The organism is Streptomyces sp. NPDC050549, assembly GCF_040655035.1.
GTDB lineage: Bacteria > Actinomycetota > Actinomycetes > Streptomycetales > Streptomycetaceae > Streptomyces.
Window position 1 is genome coordinate 101,389 of the sequence record NZ_JBFAJD010000015.1, and the last position, 25,560, is coordinate 126,948.

Sequence of the window (25,560 nt, forward strand, 5' to 3'; positions counted from 1 at the left end):
TTATCCGAGGATCGGTGCCCAAGGAGGCCCACATGTCGGACCAGTCAGCTGGATCGTCCTCACCCGGCTCCACCCCTTCGACGGCGTCGCGCCGCACCATGCTCCGGGGCGCGGGACTCCTCGGAGTGGGCGTCGGCTTCGGACTCACCGCCCTGCTCAGCGCCTGCGGTGCGGCGGCCGACGACGCGAAGGGGAGCAGCAAGGGCGGCACGCTGACCCTCGCCATCGATGCGACGAGCGCGGTCAACGACCCGTCGTTCTACACCTCGTTGGGCGACTGGATGGCCGTCGACTGCATCTGCCGGGGCCTGACCTTCATCTCCTTCGAGACCAACGAACCCACCCCCGACCTGGCCAAGAGCTGGACGATCTCCGACGACCAGCTCACCTACACCTTCGCCCTGCGTGAGGGCATCAAGTTCCACGACGGCACCACGCTCACGTCGGCGGACGTACTGGCCAGCCTGGGGCGGCAGTTCGACGAGAAGGACCCGACCCTGCCCAAGGGCGCCACCCGCCCGCTGTCCGACCTCGGCGCGAACGTCGCCTCGCTGAGCGCTCCGGACGACCTGACCGTCAAGATGGTCCTGAAGAAGCCGGACCGGACAACCCTCGGCCAGCTGTCCGACATCGGCGGCCGCATCATCTCCAAGGCCGCGCTGAAGAAGTACGGCGCCGACATCGGCAAACACCTCGTCGGCACCGGCCCGTTCGCCTTCTCCGCCGCCACCTCCGGCCAGTCCATCACCCTCACGGCCTTCGACGACTTCCGCCTCGGCAGACCGCCCGTCGACCGGCTGGTGCTCCGGCAGGTCCAGGACCCGTCGACGATCGTCAGTTCGCTGCTCAGCGGTGACATCTCGGCCACCCAGTTCACCCCGTACTCCGCCGCCGCGCAGCTGCGCAAGGACGACTCTGTGACGGTCTACAAGACGCCGTACAACGCCAACGCGATCCTGATGATCGACGCCCGCCGGGTCCCCGAGCTCAAGGTCCGCCAGGCCATCAACCTCGCGATCGACCGCAAGGCCATCCTCGACCAGGCCTTCTACGGCGTCGGCGCGCTGCCCGCCGGCTACGCCATCCCGCCCGCCCAGAGCGGCTACGACACCAGTCTCGCCGATCTCTCCACCCAGGACACGGCGAAGGCGAAGCAGCTCGTCGCCGAGGCCGGTGCCGGTGGCCGGCGCATCCGGCTCATGGCGGCCAGCGACTCCTGGCACCCGAAGGCCGCGCAGATCGTCGCGCAGAACCTGACCGACGTCGGCTTCAAGGTGGTCACCACCTCCGTCGACCCGGCCACCTACTTCACCCGGCTCCTCGACGGCAAGGACGACTACCACGACCTGATGATCTGGGAGCGCAACACCTACGTCCCGGACGCCAACGACATGGTCGGTGCCATGGCCAGTCCCACCGGCCTCTACGGCGCGACCATTACTGGCATGGACACGCTGAAGGGCGCCGCCTCGCTCGCCGCGGAACTGGAGACGGCCAAGAACCTGCCCCTCGGCGCACAGCGCACGGCCGCCTACACCAAGATCCAACGCCGTTGGGCGGAGGACTACATGGTCCTGTCGATGCTGGCCTGCTTCGCCAACCTCGTGGTCAGCGGCTCGCACGTGAAGCACATGAACACGGCGGCGCTGGCCAACCATCGCTGTTACATGGAGAAGGCCAGTGTCTGACACCACGACGGCTCCACCACCCGTGGCGACCGTACGGCCCCCTTCGTCGCCCTTCACCGGGCGGACCGTCCTCGCCGTATGGCGCCGGCGCCGGCTGGCGCGGTCCTGGCCGGCCGTGCTGTCGTGGCTGGTACTGATCGTCCTGGTCCTGGTGGCCGTCGTAGGACCGCTGCTGGTCCAGGCGGACCCGCTGCGTCAGACCTCGTCGGCGCTGTTGCCGATGGGCTCGTCCGGCCATCTGTTCGGCACGGACGACCTGGGCCGCGACGAACTGGCCCGACTGGTGCACGGAGCACGGCCGTTGCTGCTGGTGGCGTTCGCGGCGACGGCGCTGGCGGCCGTCGCGGGAACCGGCATCGGACTGGTCGCCGGATACGCGGGCGGTGTCGTCGAACAGGTCCTGATGCGGATCGTCGACCTCGCCCTCGCCTTCCCCTCCATCCTGCTCGTCATACTCCTCGTGGCAGCCGCAGGACCGGGCACGGTCAGTCTGGTCTTCGGCATCGGAGTGTCCCTCGCCCCCGGTCTGGCACGGCTGGCCCGCGCCCTGACCGCGCGCGAGGCGGCCCACGACTACGTCGTCGCCGCCAAGTTGGGCGGCACCCGCACCTCGCGCATCCTCGCCCGCGAACTCCTCCCGAACATCGCCGGACCGATGCTCGCCCAGGTCGTGATGACGCTGTCGATCGCGGCGGGCTTCGCCGCCGGCCTGTCCTACCTCGGTCTGGGCATCCAACCGCCGCAGCCCGACTGGGGCTACATGGTCCAGGCGGGACAGGAGTTCCTCTACACGGCACCCCGACTGGTCGTCCTGCCCGCGACGTTCACGCTGCTGTTCGTCGTCGCCTGCAACTTCGTGGGCGACGACCTGCGCGACGCACTCGACGTGAAGGGGCCCGCGTGACCACCGCACTGCTCCCCCTCCGCAGGCCCAAGTGGACAGCGGGACCATCCCTGTCGGTCCTACGGCGGCTCGCGGTCATCCCCGTCGTGCTGTTCGCGCTGGCCAGCCTGGTGTTCCTCGCGATGCGGCTGCTGCCCGGCTCACCGGCGACCTCGCTCGCGGCCGGCGGCAACACCTTGTCCGCGTCCGACCTGGCGGCGAACGAGGCACGCGTCAACAAGGCACTCGGCCTCGACCGACCGCTGATCGTCCAGTACGGCAGCTTCCTCAACGACTTGGTGCACCTACGGCTCGGCACGTCGTTCTACGGCTCCAACAGCGTCCTGGGTCTGCTCGGCGACGCCCTCCCCGCCACGATCGAGTTGACACTCGCCGCGATGACGATCGCTGTGCTCCTCGGTGTCGTCACCGGTGTCATCGCCGCGCTGCGCAAGGGGAGTTGGATCGACCACTCGACCCGGGCCGTGGCCACGGTGAGTTTCTCGCTGCCCTGGTTCGCGCTCGGGGTGCTCGGCATCGTCGTGTTCGGCGTGTGGCTGCGCTGGCTCCCGGTCCTGGGCCGGCTGCCCAGCTCGCTCGACTACAACCCGACCACCAACTTCGTTCTCCTGGACGCGATTCTGCAGAACCGCCCCGAGCTGGTGTGGCCCTGGATCCAGCATCTGATCCTGCCCGCCGTGACGTTGGCGCTGTCGATGGCCGGATTCGTCACCCGCATCGTGCGCGCCTCGGTGCTGGAGGTCCTCGACGACGACTTCGTGCGGACCGCGCGGATGAAGGGCCTGAGCGAGGGAGTGGTGATCCGCCACCACGTGCTGCGCAACTCCTGGCTGCCCATCGTGACCGTCCTGGGGCTCCAGTTCGGTTCCCTGCTGGGCGGTTCGGTGATCACCGAGACGGTCTTCTCGTACGCCGGTGTCGGCCGCCTGCTCGTCCAGGGCGTCCTGCAGCGCGACTACCCCGTGGTGCAGGGCGCCGCCCTCGCCATCGCCCTCCTCTTCACCCTGGTCAACCACGCGGTGGACGTGCTCTACACGGTCCTCGATCCGCGGCTACGGAAAGGATGACCCGTATGGACATCGTGCTGGTCCACGGTGCCGGCGGCCGGCCCACGACCTGGTCGGCGGTGCAGCCGCTGCTGACCGCCCGCGGTCACCGGCTGTTCACCGTCACCAACCCGATGACCTCCCTGGAGGACGATGTCGCCAACACGGCTGCCGTGCTGACGGAGACCACGGGCCCGGTGCTGCTGGCCGGGCACTCCTACGGCGGCGCGGTCATCAGCAATGTCGGACGCGATCCACGGGTCAAAGGGCTTGTCTACATAGCCGCGTTCGGGCCCGACGAGGGCGAGACGGTCAACGAGATCGTCGAGCGGTACGCGGAGGCCGAGATCTCCAAGTACATGCGGCGCGGCCCAGGCGGCGAGTGGAAGTCCGAGACGAGCGAGGAGTTCTGGGCGGAGATCGGTCCCGATCTCTCCCCCGAGCAGCGGGCCGTGGTGGAAGCGGAGGGCCGCAAGGCGGAGAACCTCATCTTCACCCAGCCGACCGGCACACCGGCCTGGCTGACCCTGCCCAGTTGGTACCTGGTCGCCGACGACGACCGCACACTGCGCCCGGAGATCCAGAACGACATGGCGGCCCGGATGAAGGCGACCGTCGAGCACGTACCGGGCAGCCACTACACGACCCTGGTCTGGCCGGAGCGCGTCGCCGACCTGATCCACACGGCGGCCCTGGCCGTGGGCGAGAGCTCATGACGTCCGGGCCCGTGCTCGAAGTCCGGGACCTGCGCGTCCAGTTCGACGTGCCGGAGGGTCGGCTGCCTGCCGTGGACGGCGTGGACCTGACTCTCCGCCAGGGTGAAGTGCTGGCGCTGGTCGGCGAGTCGGGATCCGGCAAGTCCGCCCTGTCGATGAGCCTGGTGGGCCTGAACCGCGGTCCGCGCACCCACATCGGCGGCGAGGCGGTCTTCAAGGGCCGTGACCTCGTCAAGGCGTCGGAGCGGGAGTTGCGCGGGGTTCGCGGCAGGGACATCGCGGTCGTCTTCCAGGACGCGCTGGCCGCGCTCAACCCACTGCACCGGGCGGGCGCCCAGGTCTCCGAGATGATCCGCGCCCATCGTGATGTGACGCGAGGTCAGGCGACTTCCAGGGCAGTGGAGTTGCTCGGCGAGGTCGGTATCGCGGGCCCGGACCGCACGGCACGTGCCTACCCCCACCAGCTCTCCGGGGGCATGCGCCAACGTGTGATGATCGCGATGGGCCTGGCCAACGACCCCGCCGTACTGATCGCCGACGAACCCACCACCGCCCTGGACGTCACGATCCAGGCCCAGGTCCTCGCCGTCCTCAAACGTGTCCAGCGCGACCACGGCACCTCCGTCCTGCTGATCACCCACGACCTGGGCGTCGTGGCCGAGGTCGCCGACCGGGTGGCGGTGATGTACGCGGGCCGGATCGTGGAGCAGGGACTGCGCGAGGAGGTGCTGTTCCACCCCCAACACCCTTACACGATGGGGCTGTTGGGCTCCGTCCCACCGATCGGCGGTCCTGTCGTACGACGGCTGCCGACCATCGCGGGCAGCCCCCTGACCGGGGTGGACCGACCGTCCGGCTGCGCGTTCGCGCCCCGCTGTCCCTTCGTCCACGACGCGTGTTCCGAGCGTCCTGTACTGCGGCGGCGCCACGGCGAGGACGGCCATCTGGACGCCTGCGTGCTGCCCTCGCCCGCCCGCGCCACGGCCCGCTCCCAGGGAGGCATCGGATGACCGCCGCGCTCATCCAGGCCCGCGAACTGCGGGTCGAGTACCCGGGACGCGCGGGCGGCCGGGTCAGGGCGCTGCGGGACGTCGACCTCGACATCCTCCAGGGCGAGACCCTCGGTCTGGTCGGTGAGTCGGGCTGCGGCAAGTCCACGCTCGGCCGGGCCCTGCTGCGTGTCATCGAACCCGCCTCGGGCCGCATCGAGTTCGACGGCACCGACCTCACCCGGCTGCACGGGCGCCGACTGCGCCGTACGCGCGCCGAGTTGCAGATGGTCTTCCAGGACCCCTTCGGTTCGCTGAATCCGCGCCGCCGGATCGCCGACCTCGTCGCCGAACCCCTCCTCCGAGCACGCGGCGCCACCCGCGCCGAGGCCACGAAGACGGTGGCCGAGCTGCTCGACCTGGTCGGGCTGGGCGCGGAGGCCGGCGCGCGCAGGCCGCACGAGTTCTCCGGCGGGCAGCGCCAACGCATCGGCATAGCAAGGGCGTTGGCCTCCTCACCGCAGTTCGTGGTGGCCGACGAGGCGGTCTCGGCGCTGGACGTCTCCATCCAGGCGCAGGTGCTCAACCTGCTCTCCGACCTGGTCCGCGACCGGGGCCTGACGATGCTGTTCATCTCTCACGACCTGGGCGTCGTACGGCACATCGCCGACCGGATCGCGGTCATGTACCTCGGCCAGATCATCGAGATCGCCTCCCGCGACGCGTTCTTCGCCGCCCCCGCGCACCCCTACAGCCGCGCGCTGCTGTCCTCGGTGCCGGTGCTGCGTCCCGGGGAGAAACGTGAACAGGAGGTACTGGAGGGCGAGTTGCCCGATCCGGCGAATCCGCCCGAGGGCTGTCTGTTCCGCACCCGGTGTCCCATCGCCACGGAGCAGTGCCGCACCGGCGCACCCGAGCTGCGCGAGATCGCGCCGGGCCGCAGTGCGCGCTGTCATTTCCCCCTGATCTCCAGCCAGCCGCGAGCAGCGGGTAAGGACGAATCGCATTGATCATCGACGCGTACAACACCACTCAGGACGTCCGCGGCCGTTCCGACTACCTCACCGGCACCCGCAAGGGCCAGGCCCCGCCGCCGTACAAGCCCTTCGAGCCGCGGCGCATCCTCGACCGGATGGACGCGGCCGGGGTGGACATGGCGATGGTGTGCTCGCTCGCGCAGCGCATCGAGAACGACTTCATCGCCTCGCTGGTGGCCATGTACCCGGACCGGTTCTTCGGTTTCGGGCAGGTGATGCCGCAGGCCGACGACGCGCTCGACGAGATCGACCGGATGGCCGACGCAGGTCTGGTGGGGCTGAAGCTGCACCCGAGCCTGCACGGCTATCACGTCGCCGACCACGGTCTCCTCGACCCGGTCTTCGAGGCGTGCGCGCGGCGCGGGCTGCTCATCCTCATCAACGCTCTCGACGACGCGTTCTGCGCGCCGCTGGCCATCGAGGAGATCGCCCGGGACCACCCCCAAGTGCCCACGATCATCGCCCACATGGGGGCGGTGTGGAACGTGCCGGAGGCGATCATCGTGGCCGAACGGCAGCCGCACGTGTACCTGGAGACGTCCGCGACGCTGATGAGCGACGTGAAGCGCGCCTACGCGCGGCTCGGACCGGAGAAGATCCTCATGGGCAGCGAGTGGCCGGGCTCCGACTTCGACCTGGAGCGCATGAAGATCGCCAAGGCGGTCGAGGACGAGAAGGACCGGGCGCTGGTCGAAGGCGGCAACATGGCCCGGCTGCTGGGGCTGACGGTATGAGCGCCGCGAACGTGCGGCCCGTGGCCGTACCGCCGTCGATGAGCGAGGACGACGTCGAACTCCTCGCCACCGCACAGCACTTGCTCGCCCGGGTGTGGCAGTCGGGCCGTCACGAGGTCGCGACCGCGCTGCGCACGGCGGACGGCCGGGTCCACACCGGGGTCCATGTGGAGGGTTCCTGCCGGCGCAGTTCGATCTGTGCCGAAGGAGTGGCCATGGGCACCGCCCGGGGCGCGCTGCCCGCCGGGGCCGAGTTGAGCATCACGTCGGTGGTGTCGGTGCAGATCAAACCGGCGGGCTGGTTCCGGATCATCGCCCCGTGCGGGGTGTGCCGCGAGCTGATCAGCGACTACTGCCCGGACGCCACCGTGTGGGTCACCACGGTCGACGGGGACGAGGCCGTTCCGCTGCGCGCCCTGGACCTGCTGCCCGAGAAGAGCCGACGCCGATGGTGAGCACCACCGGCCCCGAGGAGAGGAGAGCCATGTCGTCCGTCTTCGTCACCGGTCCGTCCGGGCGGATCATCCCCACAGGGCTCGATGTCCCCGAACTCGCCGCGCAGTTGGGCGGATCCGGAGTGCCGGTGCTGTGGGAGGAACTGACCTGGCCGGAGGCCGAGTCGACGGCCGCGGTCCAGGACGCCGTCATCATCCCTGTCGGCGCCACCGAGCAGCACGGCCCCCATCTCCCCCTCGCCGTGGACACCAAGATCTGCGAAGCGGTCGCCCTCGGCGTCTCCGCGCTGACCGGCGTGCCCGTCGTACCGCCGCTGAGCTTCGGCGTGTCGGCGTCCCACGGTGACTTCGCGGGAACGGTGGCGCTGCGGCCGGAGACGATGATCGCCGTGGTCGAGGACGTCATCGACTCGCTGTACGCCTCCGGAGTGCGGCAGTTCGTCCTGCTCAACGGGCACATCTGGAACAACGGCGCGCTCGACGTGTCGGCCGAGAAGCTGAGGGTCCGTCACCGGGACGCGCGGGTGCGGGCGTTGGGGTACGTGACGATGTACCCGGGGCCCGAGGTCGACGGACATGTCACCTACGGGCGGGCGTTGATGCACGCCAACTTCTTCGAGACGTCCGTGATGCTCCACCTCGCGCCGGAGCTGGTGCGGATGGAGCGGGCCACCTCCCATGTCGACGTCGACTCGTTCTGGGACTACCGCATGGACCAGGTCAGCGAGACCGGGGTGTGGGGCCGGGACGTGGCCGACGCGAACCCCAAGCACGGCGAGGCGGAGTTCGACCGCTGCGTCCTGACCACAGCCCGGGCGGTGTCCACGGCGGTCCGCGAACCGTGGCCCGACCCCACTCACCGTCCCGGACGCCAGGCGTGAAGGAGAACCAGGTGGACCCCAGCATCGTGATTCCCCGGTTGCCGGACTGCGAGCCCATGCTCATCGGCGGGGAGTGGACCACCGGCACCGCGACGGAACGCATCCCGGTGCTCGATCCCGCCACGCGGGAGCAGCTCACCACGGTCGCCCAGGCGGGCCCGGCCGAGGTGTCGGCGGCGGTCGAGGCCGCCGACGCGGCGCACCGGGACCGTCGTTGGCGCGGGCTTCCGCCCCGGCAGCGCCGTGACGTGCTGCTGCGTCTCGCCGACCTGGTGGAGCGCGACGCCGAACAACTGGCGGTGCTGGACACCCTCGACAACGGGAAGGCCGTCGAACGCGCCCGCGGTGACGTGGAGTTGGGGCTGCAGGCCATCCGCCACTTCGCGGGCACGCCGACCCGGCTCGCCGGCACCGTGCACGCGGCCGGTCCCGATCGGCATGTCTACAGCGTCCGTGAACCGGTGGGCGTGGTGGCCGCCGTACTGCCGTGGAACTTCCCCTTCATGATCGCCGCCTGGAAGCTCGCCCCCGCCCTGGCCGCCGGTTGCACGGTCGTCGTCAAGCCGGCCGAACAGACTCCGCTCACCGCGCTGCGGCTGGCCGCGCTCTGCCTGGAGGCGGGCGTGCCCGAGGGCGTGGTGAACGTGCTGACCGGTGACGGGCGTACGGGCGCGGAACTGGTTGCCCATCCCGGCGTCGCCAAGGTGTCCTTCACCGGGTCGACGGAGGTCGGGCGGCACATCATGGCCGCGGCGGCGCCGTCGTTGAAGCGGCTCACGCTCGAACTGGGCGGCAAGTCCCCCAACATCGTCTTCGCGGACGCGGATCTCGGCGCGGCCGTGCCGAACTCCGTGCGCGCGGTGTTCGGGCACTCCGGGCAGATGTGCACGGCGGGCAGCAGGCTGCTGGTGGAGCGCACGATCGTCAAGGAGTTCCTGGACCGGCTGGTGCCGGCCGTGGAGGCGCTGCGGATCGGCCCGGGGCTGACGGGCGGCATCAACATCGGTCCGCTGGTGTCTCAGGAGCAGTACGACCGGGTCACCGGCTATGTCGCACTGGGCCGCGCCGAGGGCGCCGAGGTGGTTGTGGGCGGCGAACCGCTGCCCGGGCCGGGATGGTTCGTGCCGCCGACGGTGTTCACCGAGGTCGCCTCCGACATGCGGATCGCCCGGGAGGAGATCTTCGGCCCGGTCGCCACGATCCTGCCCTTCGACAGCGAGGAGGAGGCGATCGCCCTGGCCAACGACAGCGAGTACGGGCTCGCCGCCGGGGTGTGGACCGGCAGTCTGGCCCGTGCCCATCGCACCGCCGCCGCGCTGGAGGCGGGGACCGTGTGGGTCAACACGTACAACGAGTTCGACCCCGCCGTGGCCTTCGGCGGGATGAAGCAGTCAGGCCTCGGCAGGGACCTCGGCGACGCCGCCGTCGACGGGTTCACCGAGCTCAAGAGCGTGACGATCGCCCTGTGAGCGCGCCCGTGACGGCCGGTACGGCCGCTTCGCACCCGAGTCCCCCTCCCCCGCGCACCCTGAACATCGCGGCCGAACGCGCGCGCACTCCGGGCTCGTTCACCGGTCACCACTTCAACTCGGCCGGTGCGGCCCTGCTCGCCAACGGCACGGTCGAGGCGGTCATCGACCACCTCCGCGCGGAGAGCCTGTCCGGCGGCTACGAGGCCGCGAAACACGCGGCTCCCGCCCTGGAGGCCGTCTACGCGCGTACCGCCGAACTCATCGGCGCCCGGCTGGAGGAGGTCGCCCTCGTCGAGAGCGCGACGGCCGGCTGGCAGCGGGCCGTCTCCGCGCTTCGACTGCGCCCCGGGGACCGGGTGTTGGCGGCCCGATCCAGTTACGTCAGCAGCGCGCTGCACCTGCTGTCGGTCGAACGCGACCACGGTGTCCAGGTCGAGCTCCTGCCCAACGGCCCCGACGGGGCAGTGGACTTGGAGGCACTGGAGGCGGCGCTGCGGGCGGGACCCGCGGCTCTGGTGACGGCCGCCCATGTGCCGACCTCCTCGGGACTGGTCGAACCCGCCGCCGCGATCGGCGCGTTGGCCGGTGCCCACGGCGTGCCGTTCCTGCTGGACGCGACCCAGTCGCTCGGTCAGCTGCCGGTGGACATGGGTGCCATCGGCTGCGATCTGCTCATCGGCACCGGCCGCAAGTTCCTGCGCGGGCCGCGCGGCACCGGCCTGCTCGCGGTCCGGCGCCCGCTCCTGGACCGGCTCGCCCCCGAGGCACCCGACGTCCGGGGCGCCCGGTGGACCGCGGAGCGCAGCTGGGAACTGGTGCCGGACGCGAAACGCTTCGAACTCTGGGAAGCCGCACACGCCCTGCGTCTCGGCCTCGGCGCCGCGCTGACCGACCTCGGCGCACTCGGTGTGGACACCGTCGCCCGACACCTGGCCGCCCTCGCCACCACGCTGCGCGAACGCCTCTCCGCACTGCCGGGCGTCCACGTGACCGATCCGCCGGCCGCGGGCGGCGCCATCGTCACCTTCGTGGTCGACGGACTGGACGCCTCCGAGGTCCAGCGCCAACTCGCCTACCGGCGCGTCCACTTGATCGCAGTACCGGCCGGACACGGCCGCTGGGACATGGACCACCGGGGGCTGACCAAGGTGGTCCGGGCTTCCGTCCACGTCTACAACGACGAGGACGATCTGGACGCCCTGGTGGAGGCGGTGCGCGAGATCGTGTGCCTGCACGGGCGAGACATGGCGTCGGCCGCGGAACGGCGGGACGCGGGGGCGGAAGCCGGGGCCGGGATCGAGTCCGTACCGCCCACGGCCCCCACTCCCACCCCGCGCACCACGCACCCCGACTCCCGTCGCCACGACGCGATCGTGGTCGGTCTCGGCGTCCACGGCAGCGCCACCCTGCGTCACCTCGCCGCGCGCGGACTCGACGTCCTGGGGCTCGAACAGTACGACCTGGGCCATGACTTGGGCTCGTCGCACGGGGCGACCCGGATGATCCGCCGCGCCTATCCCCACCCCGACTGGGACGCCCTGGTCGACACCGCCTACCAGGCGTGGACGGAGCTGGAGGGCGCCTCGAAGGCCCAACTGCTCGACATCACGGGCGGATTGTACGCGGCGCCGAACGACCGTCCGGACCCCTTGCGCGGCCCCGGCTGCCGGGAAGTCGACGCCGAGGAGGCGGCACGAATCTTCCCGGGGCTGCGACTGCCCACCGGATTCACCGCGGTGCACGACCCCCGGGCCGGGATCATCGACGCGCAGGAGACGCTCCGCGCCCAACTGGCCCTGGCCGAACGGTCCGGAGCACGTGTCGAGGACAACTCTCCCGTCCTCGGCTGGGAAGCGGACGGCGACGAAGTCCTGGTCCGCACCGGTGGGGCCGTCCTGCGGGCCCGCCGCCTGGTGCTGTGCACCGGCCCCTGGACCGGAGCCCAAGTCCCTTCCCTCGCGCCACACCTGACGGTCACCCGGATCGTCAACGCCTACTTCGCCGCCGACCCGTCGGGACCGCTCGGCCCCTCCGGCCTGGGCAGTTTCTCCGTCGATCTGCCGCAGGGCCTGCTGTACGGCTTCCCGGCGACCGACGGCCGCGGTCTCAAGGCGGGACTGGACAGCGGCCCGACCTGGGACCCGCAGGCTCCTCGCCCCCGAGCCACCGTCGAGGAACTGGTTCTGCTCAGCGAGGCGGTGGCGCAGGTGCTGCCCGGTGCGGGGCCGGTGTCGGAGAGCCTGACGTGCCTCTACACCATGACCGCCGACCGGCGCTTCGTGGTCGGTGAACTGCCGGGCGTACCTCAGGTGTTGCTGGGCTCGGCGTGTTCGGGGCACGGGTTCAAGTTCGGACCGGCGATCGGCGAGGCGCTGGCCGACCTCGTGTGCGGGATCGCCCGCCCGGACCTGGGCTTCCTGGCCCCGGCGCGGCTGTTCCCCGGCGGAACGTCATGAGGCGGCGCCGCACAATCCACTCAGCCGTGGAACACCGTCTGGGACCGGCGCTCGTACCAGGCCGTCAGATGCTCGCCGGAGCTGATGACGTGCTCGCGCATCAACGCGTCGGCGCGGTCGGCGTCGTGGGCGGCCAACGCCTCGATCACGGCCTCGTGTTCACGGGTGTTCAACTGCCGGTGGCGTTCGTCGCCGGCGAGGGCGAGCGAGGACACGTTGCGCGGGAAGCTCTCGTTGATCCGGTCGATCATCCGGGTCAGCCAGGGGTTGTCGGCCGCTTCGCAGATGACGGTGTGGAAGCAGTCGTTCGCCGCTGTGGTAGCGGTGCTCCCGGCCCCCGTCCCCTCACCGGTGGCCCGCGCCACCGCCTCACACAGAACGGCGTTGTGCTCGCGCAGTGCGGCGAGCCCGCGTTCCGTGATGCGGGAGGCCGCGCGCCGGGCCGCCATGCCCTCCAGTTCGGCGCGCACCTCGTACGCCTGGCGCACCTCCCAGGGCGCGGGCACCCGGACCACCGCGCCACGGTTCGGCTGCATCTCGATCAGCCCGCCGTTCTGGAGCTGACGCAGCGCCTCGCGCACCGGTGTGCGGCTGACCCCGAACTCGGTGGCCAGCGCCGCCTGGCGCAGCGGTTTTCCGATCGCCAGCTCGCCGTTCATGATCCGCGCGCGGATGCGGGCCGCGATGTCGTCGACGAGGGGTTCGTCGTCAGTCTGGGGGGTCATGGGAGTCGGTCAAACCCTTCTCGGGGGCGGTCGGGGGGTGCGCGGTGGTGGAGCAGTTTCCCACGCGGCCCGGGGCGTCCACAGCCACGCACTTTTGGATCCACTTCCATGATATCCGCATCCAATAGGAGGGCCGCATGAATCTTGACTTCGCCAAGGCGATCGACGTGTCCGTTCCCATCCACCCCGGCATGCTGCACTGGGGCCGCCGCCCCGAGGTGGAGATCGTGGAGTCCCGCACCGCCGGCGATCCCTCCAACGTCAGTCGCTGGCGCATCGGCGCCCACACCGGCACCCACATCGACGCTCCGGCCCACTTCGTCGACGGCGGCAAGACCGTCGACCGGCTCGATCTGTCCGCCCTCAACGGCACCGCCCGCGTCCTCGACCTGACCCACGTCGAGGAGCAGATCACCGCCGCCGATCTCGACGCGGCCGGCCTCGGCACCGAGGAACGCGTGCTGCTGCGCACCAGCAACTCGGAGGGCGTACTGCGCAGCCCGTGGAAGGCCCGGCAGTGGGTCGGCCTGGCCCCGGACGGCGCCGAGCGGCTCATAGAGGCCGGCGTACGCACCGCGGGAATCGACTACCTGAGCATCGAGGCGGTCGCCTACACCACCCACTGGGAGACCCATCAACTCCTCTGCGCGGCCGAGGTGTTGATCCTGGAGGTGGTGGATCTCCTGCACACAACGGCAGGGGTCTACGACATGATCTCCCTCCCCCTGCCCCTGCAGGGCGCCGAGGCAGCTCCCTCCCGCACTGTGCTGTTCCCCAGGGACGAGGCATGACAGCCGCCTCCCCGCTGATCCTCGCCGCACCGCACCCGGCGGCGCTGACGGCTGCACGGCGGGCGGCCGAGCGGGGCGGCAACGCCGTGGACGCGGCCCTGGCGGCAGCCGCCGCTCTCACCGTCGTCTACCCCCACCAGTGTTCCCTGGGCGGCGACCTGATCGCCCTCGTCCACGCCCCCGGCGGCTCGGTGCGCGCGGTGATCTCGGCGGGAGCCGTCGCACAGGCCGTAGACGTGGACGCGTTGCGCGCTGCCGACGAGCGGATGCCCGCGCAGGGCCCGGAGACAGTGACCGTGCCCGGTGTGGTCGCGGGCTGGGCCGCGCTCGCCCAGGCCCACGGCACGCCCGGCGCCCTGACCTCCGCACTGCGGGACGCCGCCGAACTGGCCGAGGACGGGGCCACCGTCTCGGCGGGTCTGGCGCGCGCCATCCGTGAGCGGGCCCCGCAGATCGCCGCGGACCCCGGGCTCACCGCGCTGCTGACCGGCCCCGAGGGTGCACCCCTCGCCGAGAGCGACCCGCTCCCCCAGCCCCGGCTGGCCGCGGTACTGCGCACGCTCGCCGACGACCCGTCGTCCTTCTACCGGGGCGCGGTCGCCGAGGCATTGGTGAACGGCCTGCGCCGGGCCGGGAGTTCACTCACCGCGAGCGACTTCGCGGCGCATCAGGCGGCGAGCGTCGAGCCGTTGACGCTGGACGTGGCCGGTACGCGGTGGTGGACCGCACCGCCTCCGAGTCAGGGGGCGAGCCTGCTGGCCGTACTGGAGACCGCCGTCTCGGTTGCGAAGCTGCCCGAACCGGAGCGCACCGGCGTGCTGGGCACCCGCTGCCAAGACGCCTCGGTGGCAAGGGACTTGTTGCTCGGCGACCCGCTCGGTCCCACGCCCGTCGACCTGGACGGACTGCTGCGCCCGGCTCCGCTCGCCGGTGCGCGGCCGCCCGAACCGCCCTTCCGGCCCGCCGGGGACACCGTCGCGATCACCGCCGTGGACGAGTCCGGGCTGGCCGTCTCGCTGATCCAGAGCGTGTACCAGACCTTCGGTTCCGGTATCTGCGACCCGGAGACGGGCATCGTGCTGCACAACCGCGGCTCGGCGTTCAGTCTGCTGCCCGGTCATCCGGCCCTCGTCGGCCCCGGCCTGCGTCCCCCGCACACCCTCTGTCCCGTGCTCGGCCGGTCCGCCGACCTGCTGCTCGCGGCGGGCTGTCAGGGCGGCCGGGCGCAGCCGCAGATCCTCGCCCAGACCGTGCCCGGTCTGATGGACCCGGCCGCCGATCCGGCCGCCGTACTGGACCGTCCGCGCTGGGTGATCGGCGCCCGCGACATCGGTCACGAGTCACCGACCCTGTTGGCCGAGCCGGGGTCCGTCCCGGCGGCCACGAGCGCGTTCCCGTCGGCGGTTCCGGTCGTCGTGGCGCCGGGCCGTACTGATCTGGCCGGTCACACCCAGGCCGTACGGCTGTCCGCCGGCGGTCGGCTGGACGGCGCCTCCGATCCGCGCGCCGACGGCGGCACCACCTTGGAAGGAAGTTCCCTGTGAGCACTCTCGCCCCCGAGCCCGTACCGGCCGACGCACCGCATCCGCTCGACCCTCTGACCGTTACCGAACTCGCCACCGTCGTAGAGGTGTTGAGGGCCGACACCCGGGTCCCCGACGACGCGCGGTTCTGGGGTGTGGCGCTGGACGAGGACCACGCCCGTCGTGCCGCGCCCGGGGAGACCCGGCGGGCCCGCGCGGTGGTGTTCTCGCCCTCCGTCCGCCATGCCTTCGAGGTCGATCTCGAACTCGGCGACAAGCCGCAGGCCACTGCCTGGCGGGAGTTGGACGTCCGCAGTCCGGGCTGTTCCTCGGAGGAGGCGCGGCAGGCCGCCGCCGCCTGCCGCGCCGACCCGCGCTTCCGGGAGGCGCTCGCGCTGCGCGGCATCCACGACGTGTCGCTGGTCATGGTGGACCCGGAGTCGATCGGCGGCTTCGAACCGCCCGAGTACGCGGGCCGCCGGCTGACCTGGGGCAGCGTCTGGCACCGCGTCTCCGAGGACGACAACGGCTATGCCCGTCCGGTGCAGGGGGTCGTGCCGATCATCGACATGGAGACCATGGAGATCCTGCACATCGAGGACCACGGAGTGGTGCCGCTGTCGGAGGAGTCGGGCGTGTTCGCGGCCGGGACGGTGGCCGAGCGCCCGGGGCTGAGGCCGCTTGAGGTCGTCCAGCCGGACGGACCGAGTTTCACGGTCACCGGTCAGCGGATCGACTGGCAGGGGTGGTCGGTGCGGGTCGGCTTCAGTCATCGCGAGGGGCTGGTGCTGCACGACCTGTCCTTCGCGGCGGCCGGGAAGGGTCCCCGGCAGGTGATCCGGCGTGCGGCCGTCAACGAGATGTACGTCCCCTACTTCGACACCGCGTCCACGCAGTACCGCAAGAACTTCTTCGACTGGGGCGAGTACGGCGCCGGTCCGCTCACCAACTCCCTTGCCCTGGGCTGCGACTGCCTCGGTGTCATCCAGTACTTCGACGCGGCGGTGCTCGGCGGCGACGGCGTGCCCCGGCTCATTCCCAACGCCGTGTGCGTACACGAGGAGGACGACGGCATCCTGTGGAAGCACCACGACGGCCGCACGGGCCGTACGGAGGTGCGCCGTTCGCGCCGGCTGATCATCTCGGCGTTCGCCACGGTCGCCAACTACGACTACGGCTTCTACTGGTCGCTGTACCAGGACGGTTCGGTGATGCTGGAGATCAAGATGACCGGCATCCTCTCCGCCACCGGTGTCGAGGAGGACGAGGCGACGCCGTACGCGCGCCGGGTCGCGCCGAACGTCGCGGTCACCAATCACCAGCACTTCTTCAGCGTCCGCCTCGACATGGCGGTGGACGGCGGTCCCAACCGGCTGGTGGAGGTCACCGCCGAGCACGAGCCCGACCCGGTCCTCGACCCGTACGGCAACGCGGCCCGGACCGTGCTGCGGCCGATCCTCAGCGAGTCGGAGGGCGCCCGGCGCACCGACCCGACGCGCGCGCTGCACTGGCGGGTGGAGAGCACCGAGTCCCGCAACCGCATGGGCGAACCGACCGCCTACCGCGTGCACTTGGAGAACACGGCGGTGCTGCCTGTGCGCGAGGACAGTGTCTGCGCCCGCCGCGCGCCGTTCGTGGGGCGGCAGTTGTGGGCGACGGCCTACGACGCGGAGCGGCGGTTCGTCGGCGGCGAGTACCCCAACCAGGCCGAACCGGGTGCGGACGGTGTCCACAAGTGGCAGGAGGAGAACCGGTCGTTGGACGGCGCCGACCTGGTGCTGTGGGCCACGGTCGGCTCGCACCACTTCCCGCGCCCCGAGGAGTGGCCAGTGATGCCGGTGGCCAGGGCGCGGCTGCGCCTGGAGCCCGACGGCTTCTTCGACCGCAACCCGGCCCTGGACGTGCCCGCCCCCGTCTCCTGCCACGCCCCGGGCCCCACGGTCCCGGACCACTGCTGCGGCTGACCGCGCCCCCTCCCCCGAAAGGCGTCCCATGCGCGAGGAAGAGAACACCCGGCTCACCCGGACCGGGCCCGGTACCCCGGCCGGTGAGTGGATGCGCCGCTACTGGCAGCCGATCGCCCTCGGCGAGGAACTCGACGGCGTGCGACCGCTGGTGGCCCCCAAGGTGATGGGCCAGGACCTGGTCCTGTTCCGTGACGAGGAGGGCGAACTCGGTCTCGTCGACCGCGGCTGCCCGCACCGGGGCGCCGACCTGGCCCTCGGCCGCCTGGAGGACGGTGGGCTGCGCTGCTGCTTCCACGGCTGGCTGTTCGCCCGTGACGGCTCGTGCCTCGACACGCCCGCCGAGCCCGTCGACAGTCCGCTCAAGTCCCGTGTACGGCTGGGCAGTTACCCCGTCCGCGAGATCAACGGCATCATCTGGGGCTATCTCGGCCCCGGTGAACCGCCCCAACTCCCCGCCCTGGACTGCTTCCAGGCCCCCGCCGACCACGCCTTCGCCTGGAAAGGGCTGCTGGAGTGCAACTGGCTCCAGGCCCTGGAGGTCGGCATCGACCCCGCCCACGCCTCCTACCTCCACCGCTTCTTCCAGGACGAGGACCCCGCCGACGCCTACGGCAAACAGTTCCGCGCCGCCTCCCAGGGCACCGACCTCCCGATGACGAAAATCCTTCGCGAGTACGGCCGCCCCGACATCGACGCCGTCCGCACCCCGTACGGCATCCGCATCACCGCCCGGCGCACGCTCGACGGCACGGACACTCAGGGCCTGCCGATGGACGGCAGCCGTACCCATGTCCGTATCACCCACCAGGTGTTCCCGCACGCCTTCCACATCCCGCTGGACACGGAGACCGCGATCACCCAGTGGCATGTGCCGATCGACGACAACTCCAGTTACTGGTACGCCCTGTTCACCAGTGTCGGCGGCCCGGTCGACCGGGCGGAGATGCGCCGGCAGCGGGTCGGCGCGGTCACCCTGCCCGACTACCGGCCGCGTTTCGGCCGCGCGAACGGCTACGGCTACGACCCGGTGGAGCAGCGGACGACTACGTACACCGGGCTCGGCTTCGACATCAACGTGCACGACCAGTGGGCCGTCGAGGGGCAGGGGTCCGTCCAGGACCGTACCCGCGAGCATCTGGGCCGCTCCGACAAGGCCATCGTGATGTACCGCCGGATGCTCGGCGAGGCCGTCAGCGCCCTCGAGCGCGGGGAGGACCCGCCGCTGGTGCTGCCGTCCGAGGAGGCCGGGCGGTTGCACGGCCCGGTCGCCCTGGACGGGATCGGCCCGACCGAGGGCTGGCTGGAGCACTGGACGGCCGTCACCGACAAACAGCGCGCCGACAGCAGTTGGGCGCGGCCAGTGGGAACGGACGGCTGAGCCGCGTGGGATTCATCGAACGCCATGGCCTGTGGAACCCCGAACAGGCCGACGCGGCAAGGGAGATACTCGGCCGCGCCGAGAGCGGCGGGATGACGGTGATACGGCTGGTCTTCGCCGACCAGCACGGACTGCTGCGCGGCAAGACCGTCACCGTGGGCGAACTGCCCAATGTGCTGCGCGACGGCACCGGCATCGCCTCGTCCCTGCTCGCCAAGGACACCTCCGGGCGGACCGTCTTCCCTCTCTTCACCAAGGAGACGCCCCTCGGGCTGCCCGAACTGCGGGGCGCCGCCGACATGGTGATGGTGCCCGACCCGTCGACCTTCCGGATACTGCCGTGGTCGCCGGGCACGGGCTGGCTCCTGTGCGACCTGCGCTTCACCACCGGCGCACCGGTACCGCTCTGCACGCGCGGACTGCTGCGCTCGGTCCTCGACCAGGCCGAAGGACTGACCTACCGCACCGGCCTGGAGGTGGAGTTCCACCTCTTCCGCCTCGACGACCCCCGGCTGGGCCCGGGCGACCAGGGCCAGCCGGGCGCCGCGCCCGAGGTCGCCATGCTCAACCACGGCTACCAGTACCTCAGCGAGCTGCGCTACGACGAACTCGACCCCATCCTCGACATCCTGCGCGCGAACATCGAGGACCTGGGGCTGCCGTTGCGCAGCCTGGAGATCGAATTCGGGCCGAGCCAGGTGGAGTTGACTCTCCAGCCCGCCGACGGCCTGGGCACGGCCGACGCGATGGTCCTGCTGCGCAGCGCCGTCAAGCAGGTCGCCGCCCGCCACGGCCACCACGCCACCTTCATGTGCCGCCCCCATCTGCCGGGCGTGTTCTCCAGCGGCTGGCATCTGCACCAGAGCATGGTGCGGGACGGCGTGGGTGTCTTCGCTCCGGAGGGCGGCGAACCCACCGCGTCCGGGCCGCCGTTGTCGCCGTACGGGACCGCCTTTCTCGGTGGGCTGCTGCGGCACGCGCGGGCCACGAGTGCGTTCTCGACCCCGACTCTCAATGGTTTCAAGCGCTTTCGCTCACTGTCGCTCGCGCCGGACCGTGCGGTGTGGGGGCGGGACAACCGCGGGGCGATGGTGCGGGTGCTGGGTGACGGGCCCTCGTCCACCCGGCTGGAGAACCGGATCGGTGAGCCGGCCGCCAACCCCTACCTCTACCTCGCCTCCCAACTCGCCGCCGGACTGGAGGGCGTGACGGGCGGACTTGAACCGGGACCGGCCGCCGACGAGCCCTACGCGGCCCGCGCCGAACCGCTCCCCCGCTCGCTGGGCGAGGCCCTGGACGCGCTGGAGTCCGACCGCATGCTCGCCGACCGGCTCGGCAAGGACTTCGTGGCGTACTACGCGAGCATCAAGCGGGCCGAGATCGACCGCTTCAGCCAAGAGGTGACCGACTGGGAACAGCGGGAGTACTTCCGTGTCTTCTGACCTCGGCTCCCCTCGCACGACGACCGAACGGCTCCTGGTCCGGCAGGCCCGCTGGGTCGCCCACGACGTGGTGGAACTGCGACTGACCCGGGCGACCGGCGGCGCCCTGCCGGCCTGGGAGCCGGGAGCGCACGTGGAGTTGACTCTGCCGTCGGGGCTGCGACGGGCCTACTCGCTGTGCGGGGACGTAGCGGACAGCGAGGCATGGACGGTCGCCGTGCACCGCGTGCCCGAGGGCCGGGGCGGTTCCCAGGAGATCCATGAATCCGCCCTGGTGGGGCGGGAGTTGGAGGTGCGCGGGCCGGTCAACCGCTTCCCACTGGTGCCCGCAGAGGGATACCTACTGCTGGCCGGCGGCATCGGCGTCACCCCGCTGCTGCCGATGGCCCGCGAACTCACCGCGCGCGGTCTGCCCTGGCGACTGGTCCTCGGTGCCCGGGACCGGTCCCGGCTCGTGTACGCCGAGGAACTGGTGGCGTTGGGCGGGGAGCAGGTGCTGCTCGTACCGCAGGACGAGGCGGGTCTGCCGGATCTGGCCGCCGAACTCGCCGCCAGCCCGCCCGCGTACGCCGTCTACGCCTGCGGCCCCCGGCCGATGCTCGACGCGGTGACGGCGCTGTGCCGTACGGCCGAGTCCGCGCGGGCACTTCACGTGGAGCGCTTCACCGCGGCCCACGACACGGTCTCGGACCAACTCGGCACATCGGACGGCGAGTTCGAGGTGGTGTTGAGCCGTTCGGGACTGCGGCTGACCGTGCCCGCCGACCGTTCCGTGCTGGACGTCGTACGGGAGAAGCTCCCGGACATCCCCTACTCCTGCGAGGAGGGCTACTGCGGCAGCTGCGAGACTGCGGTCCTGGCCGGACTCCCGGACCACCGCGACACGGTGATCGAGCCGCCCGAACGCCCCACCGCCACCACGATGATGATCTGCGTGAGCCGCTGCGACTCCCCGGTGCTGGAGCTCGACCTCTGAGTGCCGCCTTTCGCAAGGCGGTTGAGGAGAGCGCGGGGTGGGTCGGTCTGCTCGTGGTGACCGGCCCGGGGCCGGTCAGGCGCACCGCTCTGTCGTGGCGGGTGTGGTGGTGGCGCATGGCGGCGATCGCGCTGGCCCCCCGTCCGTGGGGGCCTGCCCGCGTTCCGCGTCACGACGCGAGCCGGGCGCGGGGCGGCTGTGCCGGCCTCGGCCTCCCTGCCGGCCCTCGCCGTCGACTGGCACGGTGTCCCGGCGGGTACCGCCTGGCAGTTCCTGTGTGTCGTCGCCTTCTCGCTGACCGGTGGGGCGATTCCCGCGCCCCTGCTGCGGACGATCTGTGGGCTGACGCCGGCGGTTACGTGGGTCCCACCGTCGCCGCTTGGCCGGCCATCCACACCGTCGGCAACCGGAGGCGCGGAGTCCGCTACGGCAGGGGCGGTTCGCTGATGCGGTCGTGGAGATCGGTGCGGAGGGGATCGTCGTCGGGCAGGCCGAGTTCGTCGGTGAGGGCGCGGGCGCGGGCCCAGGCCTCGTGGGCCGCGCCGGGCTGGTCGGCGCTGTGGTGGATGTCGCCCAGGCAGAGCAGACAGGCGGCCTCGCTGCGGCGTTCCCCGGTGGCGCGGAACAGGGCCGCCGCCTCCCGGTAGCGGTCGACTGCCTGTTGGTGGCGGCCGAGCCGGTGCTGGATGTAGCCGAGGCTGTCGGAGATGTGGGCCTGTCCGTTCACATCACCGGCCGCCCGGGCGAGTTCGAGTGCCTGCTCGCAGTGCGCCAACGCGCTGTGGTGTTCGCCGAGATGGGCCTCCAGCCAGCCGATGTGGTTGAGCGCCGCGGCCTGTCCCGCCGGGTCGTCCGCCCTCCGGTAGTGCTCCAGGCTCCGGTGGGCGTGTTCCAGCGCCGGTCCGGAGTCGCCCTGGGCTCCCGACATCCGCGAGAGATGCTGATGGGTACGAGCCTGCCCCGCATCGCTGCCCAGCTCGGCGAAGAGTTCCAAAGCCTGTAAGTAGTGCTCCCTGGCCGGTTCCGGGCTCTTGAGCCGGTCCAGGGCCAGGCCGAGTCCGCGGTGGGCGCCCGCTCTGCCGACCAGGTCGCCGTCCCGTTCGGCCGCCGCGAGCGCGCTGCGCCCGGCGGACAGCAGCGCCTCCCAGTAACCGTGCCGGTCCAGGAATGTGGTCAGCACGGTGACCAGTCGCCACACATGGCCGTCGAAGCCCGGCGGTGGCTGCCGCACGATCTCCAGCAGTACCGGGTGTTCGGCGACGAGCCAGGCCAGCGCTCTGTCGTAGTCCTCGGGCTGCACCGGGTTCGCGCCCGCTCTGGGCGCGGAGGAGGCGACCGGGTTGGGCTGCGGGGTCACCAGGACGTCGGCCGCCCGTGCGGAGTGGAGGTAGTGGTCCATCATCCGGTGCAGTGCCGCCCTCCGTTCCCACTCGTCGTCGTACGTGGCGACGAGTTCCCAGGCGTAGACCCGCAGCAGGTCGTGGAACGTGTACCGGCCCGGAGCCTGCTCGATCAGCAGGTGTCCGGCGGTGAGTTCGGCGAGCAGTCCGCGGACGCGCTCCGGCGGGGCGCCGGCCAGGGCGGCAGCCGCGGGCTGTCCGAGGTCCGGGCCCGGGTGCAGGGCCAGCAGCCGGAACAGCCGGGCGGCGGACGGGCTGAGCGCGCTGTAGGACCACGAGAACACGGCCCGCACCTGGCTGGCCTCGTCGCCGCCGTCGAGCGCGTCCAGCCGGCCGCCGGCTTCGCGGAGTTCCTCGGCGAGCGTGCCGAGTGGCCGTCGTGGCTGGGCGGCGCCGCGGGCCGACACGACCGCCAGGGCCAGCGGCAGTCCCGCGCACCAGGTGACGACGTCCGTGACGGCCTCCGGTTCGGCGGCCACCCGGTCCGCCCCGAGCCGCTCCGCCAGGACGTCGCGTGCCGCGTCCGGGGTCAGCGGGTCGACCGCGAGCAGATGGGCGCCCTCGGTCGCGGCCAGGCCGGTGAGCCGGTTCCGGCTGGTCACCAGCGCCATGCAGCCGCCCGCCCCCGGCAGCAGCGGGCGGACTTGTTCCTCGTCGCGGGCGTTGTCGAGTACGACCAGAATCCGACGTCCCGTCAGGAGACTGCGGTACAGACCGACTTGGGCTTCCAGGCCCGGCGGCACCCGGTCCGGCCGTACGCCCAGCGCGTCCAGGAACCCGCGGACCGCCTCGGTCGGCGGCATCACCGCGCCCTGCGGATCGAAGCCGCGCAGGTTCGCGTACAACTGGCCGTCGGGGAAGGCGCCTTCGACCCGGCGGGCCCAGTGCACCGCGAGGGCTGTCTTGCCCACGCCCGCCATGCCCGAGACCGCCGAGATCACCACGGCGGCGAACTCGCCCCGCGCCGAGGCGAGGATCTCCTCCAGCCGGGTCAGTTCCTCGTCGCGGCCGGTGAATCCCCGTACGCTCATGGGGAGTTGGGCGGGACGTTCGGCCGGTCGGGCCGCTTCGGACGGTTTGGGCCGATTGGCGGGGCCGGAGCGGTGGCCGCGCAGGATCGTCTGGTGGAGCTGGCGCAGTGCCGGTCCGGTGTCGGTGCCGAGTTCCTCCGCGAGGCGCTTGCGGACGGCCGCGTAGCAGTCCAGGGCCTCCGCGCTGCGGCCGGTCTCGTGCAGGGCCCGCATCAGGGCCTCGGCGAGGGGTTCGGCGAGCGGGTACTCGCCGAGCAGGCCGGTCAGCGGGCCGATGACGGAGGCGGGATCGCTGTGGCCCAGTTCCGCGCGGGCCCAGCCGACGGCGGCGTCCTGGTGCTGGCGGCGCCAGGCCTCGCGCATCCGGGCCGCCCACTGCCCGCGCAGACCGGACAGCGGCTCCCCGCGCCACAGGTCCAGCGCCTCGCGCAGCAGCCGGGCCCGCTCGGTGTCGGCCGGCCCGGCGGTGCGTGCCTGCTCCACCAACTGCCGGAAACGGTACACGTCCACCTGGTCCGGGCGGGCCTCCAGGAGGTAGCCGCCGGAGCGGCGCACCACGGACACCGGTTCGCGCGCGGTCTCCATGGCCTGCTCGCACACCCGCCGGATCCGGGCGACATGGGCGTGCACGGCGCCGCGCGCCCCCTCGGGCGCGCGCGTGCCCCAGACCCGTTCCATGACCACGTCCGCCGCGACGGGCCGGCCGACGTCCACGGCCAACGCGGCCATCACGGTGCGGCGTTGAGGCGGCCCCACCTCCACCGCGCGCCCCGCCGCGGACAGTTCCACCGGCCCCAGCAACTGCACGTCCACCATGGTGTGCGCCACCCCCTGCACAAAGCCTCCTCCTTTCTTTCACAGACGTGTACGCGGCGCGACAAGGCTTCGACAAGGTTTCCAGCCACCCTCCGGTGCCAGTCTGCTGGGGAGCGAACGGGCCCGGACCGGGGCGCCGTTCGGGCATCACGGAAGGGCCGTCGCCTGGCGGCTGCGCGACAGGCAAACGGGGGCGAGAAGTGTGATCACAGGGGAAGTGATGGCGCCTGGGACACGGGTGCCGGTACGGCGGCCCGAGGCGTTACCGGCCGCCACGGGAAGCGTCGGCGGAAGGAGCGTGCTGGAGGGCGCGTTCGCGTTGCTCGAGGCGGTGGAGCAGGCCGTCGAGGCGGGGCCGACGAGGCTGGCGGCCGACTGCGGGCTGCCCAAGACGACCGCGTACCGGCTGCTGGAACAGCTGGCGGACCTGGGGGCGGTCGAACGGTGCGGGGGGAGCTACCGGGTGGGCCCGCGGATGTTCCGTCTGGGGCGGGCCTGGCAGCCGCATCCCCGGCTGCGGGTCGTCGCCCGGGAACCGATGCGCCGGCTGGCGAAGCTCACGGGGACGACGGCGGGGATCGCCGTGCTGTGGAAGGGCGAGACGCTGATGGTCGAGTGGTGTCCCGACGACGCCGAACGGCCCGGTCCGCTTCAGACCCGTATGACCTGGCCGTGGTTCACCGCGGCGGGCAAGGTCCTGGTGGCCACGGCCGTCCCGGCACCGCCGCTGGGGCCGCTTCCCGCGTCCTGGGCGCGGGACGCCGCCGCGATACGGGAGCGGGGTGTCGCGTTCGACCGGGAGGAAGTGGTGAGCGGGGTGTGCTGTGCGGCGGTTCCGCTGTTCGGCCCGGGCGCCACACCCCTGGCGGCACTCTGCGTCCTCACCGATCCGGCACATCATCTGGAGCGGCTCGCCGAGGCCGCCCGCCGTACCGCCCGGGTGATCGGCGCGGGCCTGCGGGGGCGGTGACACGGCGGGGTCGGCGGCGGGGTCCGGCGCTCGTGCGGGGACGAGCACCGGACGCGCCGACGGCCCCGTCCGCGAGTACGCCGGGCGCCCGGCGGGAGCGAGCACCCGGCGTACCGGTCCGCGTGGGCGGTCGCAGCACGGTCGCCCTCGCACCAGCGTCGCC

20 protein-coding genes are annotated in these 25,560 nt (G+C 71.8%); 18 read left to right on the forward strand and 2 right to left on the reverse strand.

The annotated features are described in order from the left end of the window. Positions 1-32 precede the first annotated feature (32 nt). The 11 genes from AB0I51_RS22805 to solA are packed head-to-tail and all read left to right on the forward strand — an operon-like array spanning position 33 to position 12,378. On the forward strand, positions 33-1,688 hold the full coding sequence (locus tag AB0I51_RS22805; protein ID WP_362977836.1) for an ABC transporter substrate-binding protein: 1,656 nt from the start codon (positions 33-35) through the stop codon (positions 1,686-1,688). After that, positions 1,681-2,592, forward strand: coding sequence for an ABC transporter permease (locus tag AB0I51_RS22810; RefSeq protein ID WP_362977838.1), 912 nt, complete (start codon positions 1,681-1,683; stop codon positions 2,590-2,592). Before AB0I51_RS22805 ends, AB0I51_RS22810 begins: the two co-directional genes overlap by 8 nt. Next, positions 2,589-3,659 (forward strand): ABC transporter permease, encoded by a 1,071-nt coding sequence (locus AB0I51_RS22815; RefSeq protein WP_362977840.1) that lies wholly within the window; start codon positions 2,589-2,591, stop codon positions 3,657-3,659. The genes AB0I51_RS22810 and AB0I51_RS22815 overlap by 4 nt, the downstream gene beginning before the upstream one ends. A gap of 5 nt (positions 3,660-3,664) precedes the next feature. Next, a complete protein-coding gene (locus tag AB0I51_RS22820) occupies positions 3,665-4,354 on the forward strand; it encodes an alpha/beta hydrolase (protein WP_362977842.1) in 690 nt (229 codons plus the stop codon). Then, positions 4,351-5,364: an ABC transporter ATP-binding protein gene (locus AB0I51_RS22825; RefSeq protein WP_362977844.1), complete on the forward strand. Its 1,014-nt coding sequence runs from the start codon at positions 4,351-4,353 to the stop codon at positions 5,362-5,364. Before AB0I51_RS22820 ends, AB0I51_RS22825 begins: the two co-directional genes overlap by 4 nt. Continuing rightward, positions 5,361-6,353: an oligopeptide/dipeptide ABC transporter ATP-binding protein gene (locus AB0I51_RS22830; protein ID WP_362977846.1), complete on the forward strand. Its 993-nt coding sequence runs from the start codon at positions 5,361-5,363 to the stop codon at positions 6,351-6,353. The genes AB0I51_RS22825 and AB0I51_RS22830 overlap by 4 nt, the downstream gene beginning before the upstream one ends. After that, positions 6,350-7,114 carry an amidohydrolase family protein gene (locus AB0I51_RS22835; RefSeq protein WP_362977848.1) on the forward strand — a complete coding sequence of 255 codons (765 nt, stop codon included), beginning with the start codon at positions 6,350-6,352 and terminating at the stop codon, positions 7,112-7,114. Before AB0I51_RS22830 ends, AB0I51_RS22835 begins: the two co-directional genes overlap by 4 nt. Next, positions 7,111-7,569, forward strand: a complete 459-nt coding sequence (locus tag AB0I51_RS22840; RefSeq protein WP_362977849.1) for a cytidine deaminase — start codon at positions 7,111-7,113, stop codon at positions 7,567-7,569. The genes AB0I51_RS22835 and AB0I51_RS22840 overlap by 4 nt, the downstream gene beginning before the upstream one ends. Positions 7,570-7,598: 29 nt before the next feature. Then, positions 7,599-8,450, forward strand: coding sequence for a creatininase family protein (locus tag AB0I51_RS22845; protein ID WP_362977851.1), 852 nt, complete (start codon positions 7,599-7,601; stop codon positions 8,448-8,450). Positions 8,451-8,461: 11 nt separating this feature from the next. Further along, entirely contained in the window at positions 8,462-9,919 is a 1,458-nt protein-coding gene (locus tag AB0I51_RS22850; RefSeq protein ID WP_362977853.1) for an aldehyde dehydrogenase family protein, read from the forward strand. Continuing rightward, positions 9,916-12,378 carry an N-methyl-L-tryptophan oxidase gene (gene solA / locus AB0I51_RS22855; RefSeq protein WP_362977855.1) on the forward strand — a complete coding sequence of 821 codons (2,463 nt, stop codon included), beginning with the start codon at positions 9,916-9,918 and terminating at the stop codon, positions 12,376-12,378. The genes AB0I51_RS22850 and solA overlap by 4 nt, the downstream gene beginning before the upstream one ends. A 20-nt stretch (positions 12,379-12,398) precedes the next feature. Here the strand turns inward: solA and AB0I51_RS22860 are convergent, their stop codons facing one another. Next, complete coding sequence (locus AB0I51_RS22860; RefSeq protein ID WP_362977857.1) at positions 12,399-13,103, reverse strand: GntR family transcriptional regulator; 705 nt, start codon at positions 13,101-13,103, stop codon at positions 12,399-12,401. Positions 13,104-13,240: 137 nt separating this feature from the next. Between AB0I51_RS22860 and AB0I51_RS22865 the strand changes: the two genes are divergently transcribed. The 6 genes from AB0I51_RS22865 to AB0I51_RS22890 are packed head-to-tail and all read left to right on the forward strand — an operon-like array spanning position 13,241 to position 21,180. Further along, positions 13,241-13,894, forward strand: coding sequence for a cyclase family protein (locus AB0I51_RS22865; protein WP_362977859.1), 654 nt, complete (start codon positions 13,241-13,243; stop codon positions 13,892-13,894). Then, positions 13,891-15,438: a gamma-glutamyltransferase gene (locus AB0I51_RS22870; RefSeq protein ID WP_362977861.1), complete on the forward strand. Its 1,548-nt coding sequence runs from the start codon at positions 13,891-13,893 to the stop codon at positions 15,436-15,438. The genes AB0I51_RS22865 and AB0I51_RS22870 overlap by 4 nt, the downstream gene beginning before the upstream one ends. Further along, positions 15,435-17,381 carry a primary-amine oxidase gene (locus tag AB0I51_RS22875; protein WP_362977863.1) on the forward strand — a complete coding sequence of 649 codons (1,947 nt, stop codon included), beginning with the start codon at positions 15,435-15,437 and terminating at the stop codon, positions 17,379-17,381. The genes AB0I51_RS22870 and AB0I51_RS22875 overlap by 4 nt, the downstream gene beginning before the upstream one ends. A gap of 28 nt (positions 17,382-17,409) precedes the next feature. After that, entirely contained in the window at positions 17,410-18,762 is a 1,353-nt protein-coding gene (locus AB0I51_RS22880; RefSeq protein WP_362977865.1) for an aromatic ring-hydroxylating dioxygenase subunit alpha, read from the forward strand. 5 nt (positions 18,763-18,767) lie between these two features. Next, positions 18,768-20,204 carry a glutamine synthetase family protein gene (locus tag AB0I51_RS22885; RefSeq protein ID WP_362977867.1) on the forward strand — a complete coding sequence of 479 codons (1,437 nt, stop codon included), beginning with the start codon at positions 18,768-18,770 and terminating at the stop codon, positions 20,202-20,204. Next, a complete protein-coding gene (locus tag AB0I51_RS22890; protein WP_362977869.1) occupies positions 20,194-21,180 on the forward strand; it encodes a PDR/VanB family oxidoreductase in 987 nt (328 codons plus the stop codon). Before AB0I51_RS22885 ends, AB0I51_RS22890 begins: the two co-directional genes overlap by 11 nt. Before the next feature lie 424 nt (positions 21,181-21,604). On the opposite strand, the gene AB0I51_RS22895 is transcribed toward AB0I51_RS22890, so the two are convergent. Next, on the reverse strand, positions 21,605-24,448 hold the full coding sequence (locus AB0I51_RS22895; protein ID WP_362977871.1) for a BTAD domain-containing putative transcriptional regulator: 2,844 nt from the start codon (positions 24,446-24,448) through the stop codon (positions 21,605-21,607). Positions 24,449-24,647: 199 nt separating this feature from the next. Between AB0I51_RS22895 and AB0I51_RS22900 the strand changes: the two genes are divergently transcribed. Continuing rightward, complete coding sequence (locus AB0I51_RS22900) at positions 24,648-25,397, forward strand: helix-turn-helix domain-containing protein (RefSeq protein ID WP_362977873.1); 750 nt, start codon at positions 24,648-24,650, stop codon at positions 25,395-25,397. The last annotated feature ends 163 nt before the right edge of the window (positions 25,398-25,560 follow it).

Coding starts and splice junctions, on each gene's coding strand:
- AB0I51_RS22880 (WP_362977865.1), top strand. CDS start 17,410: ATGCGCGAGGAAGAGAACACCCGGCTCACCCGGACCGGGCCCGGTACC.
- AB0I51_RS22870 (WP_362977861.1), top strand. CDS start 13,891: ATGACAGCCGCCTCCCCGCTGATCCTCGCCGCACCGCACCCGGCGGCG.
- AB0I51_RS22860 (WP_362977857.1), bottom strand. CDS start 13,103: ATGACCCCCCAGACTGACGACGAACCCCTCGTCGACGACATCGCGGCC.
- AB0I51_RS22805 (WP_362977836.1), top strand. CDS start 33: ATGTCGGACCAGTCAGCTGGATCGTCCTCACCCGGCTCCACCCCTTCG.
- AB0I51_RS22865 (WP_362977859.1), top strand. CDS start 13,241: ATGAATCTTGACTTCGCCAAGGCGATCGACGTGTCCGTTCCCATCCAC.
- AB0I51_RS22830 (WP_362977846.1), top strand. CDS start 5,361: ATGACCGCCGCGCTCATCCAGGCCCGCGAACTGCGGGTCGAGTACCCG.
- AB0I51_RS22845 (WP_362977851.1), top strand. CDS start 7,599: ATGTCGTCCGTCTTCGTCACCGGTCCGTCCGGGCGGATCATCCCCACA.
- AB0I51_RS22825 (WP_362977844.1), top strand. CDS start 4,351: ATGACGTCCGGGCCCGTGCTCGAAGTCCGGGACCTGCGCGTCCAGTTC.
- AB0I51_RS22900 (WP_362977873.1), top strand. CDS start 24,648: ATGGCGCCTGGGACACGGGTGCCGGTACGGCGGCCCGAGGCGTTACCG.
- AB0I51_RS22840 (WP_362977849.1), top strand. CDS start 7,111: ATGAGCGCCGCGAACGTGCGGCCCGTGGCCGTACCGCCGTCGATGAGC.
- AB0I51_RS22820 (WP_362977842.1), top strand. CDS start 3,665: ATGGACATCGTGCTGGTCCACGGTGCCGGCGGCCGGCCCACGACCTGG.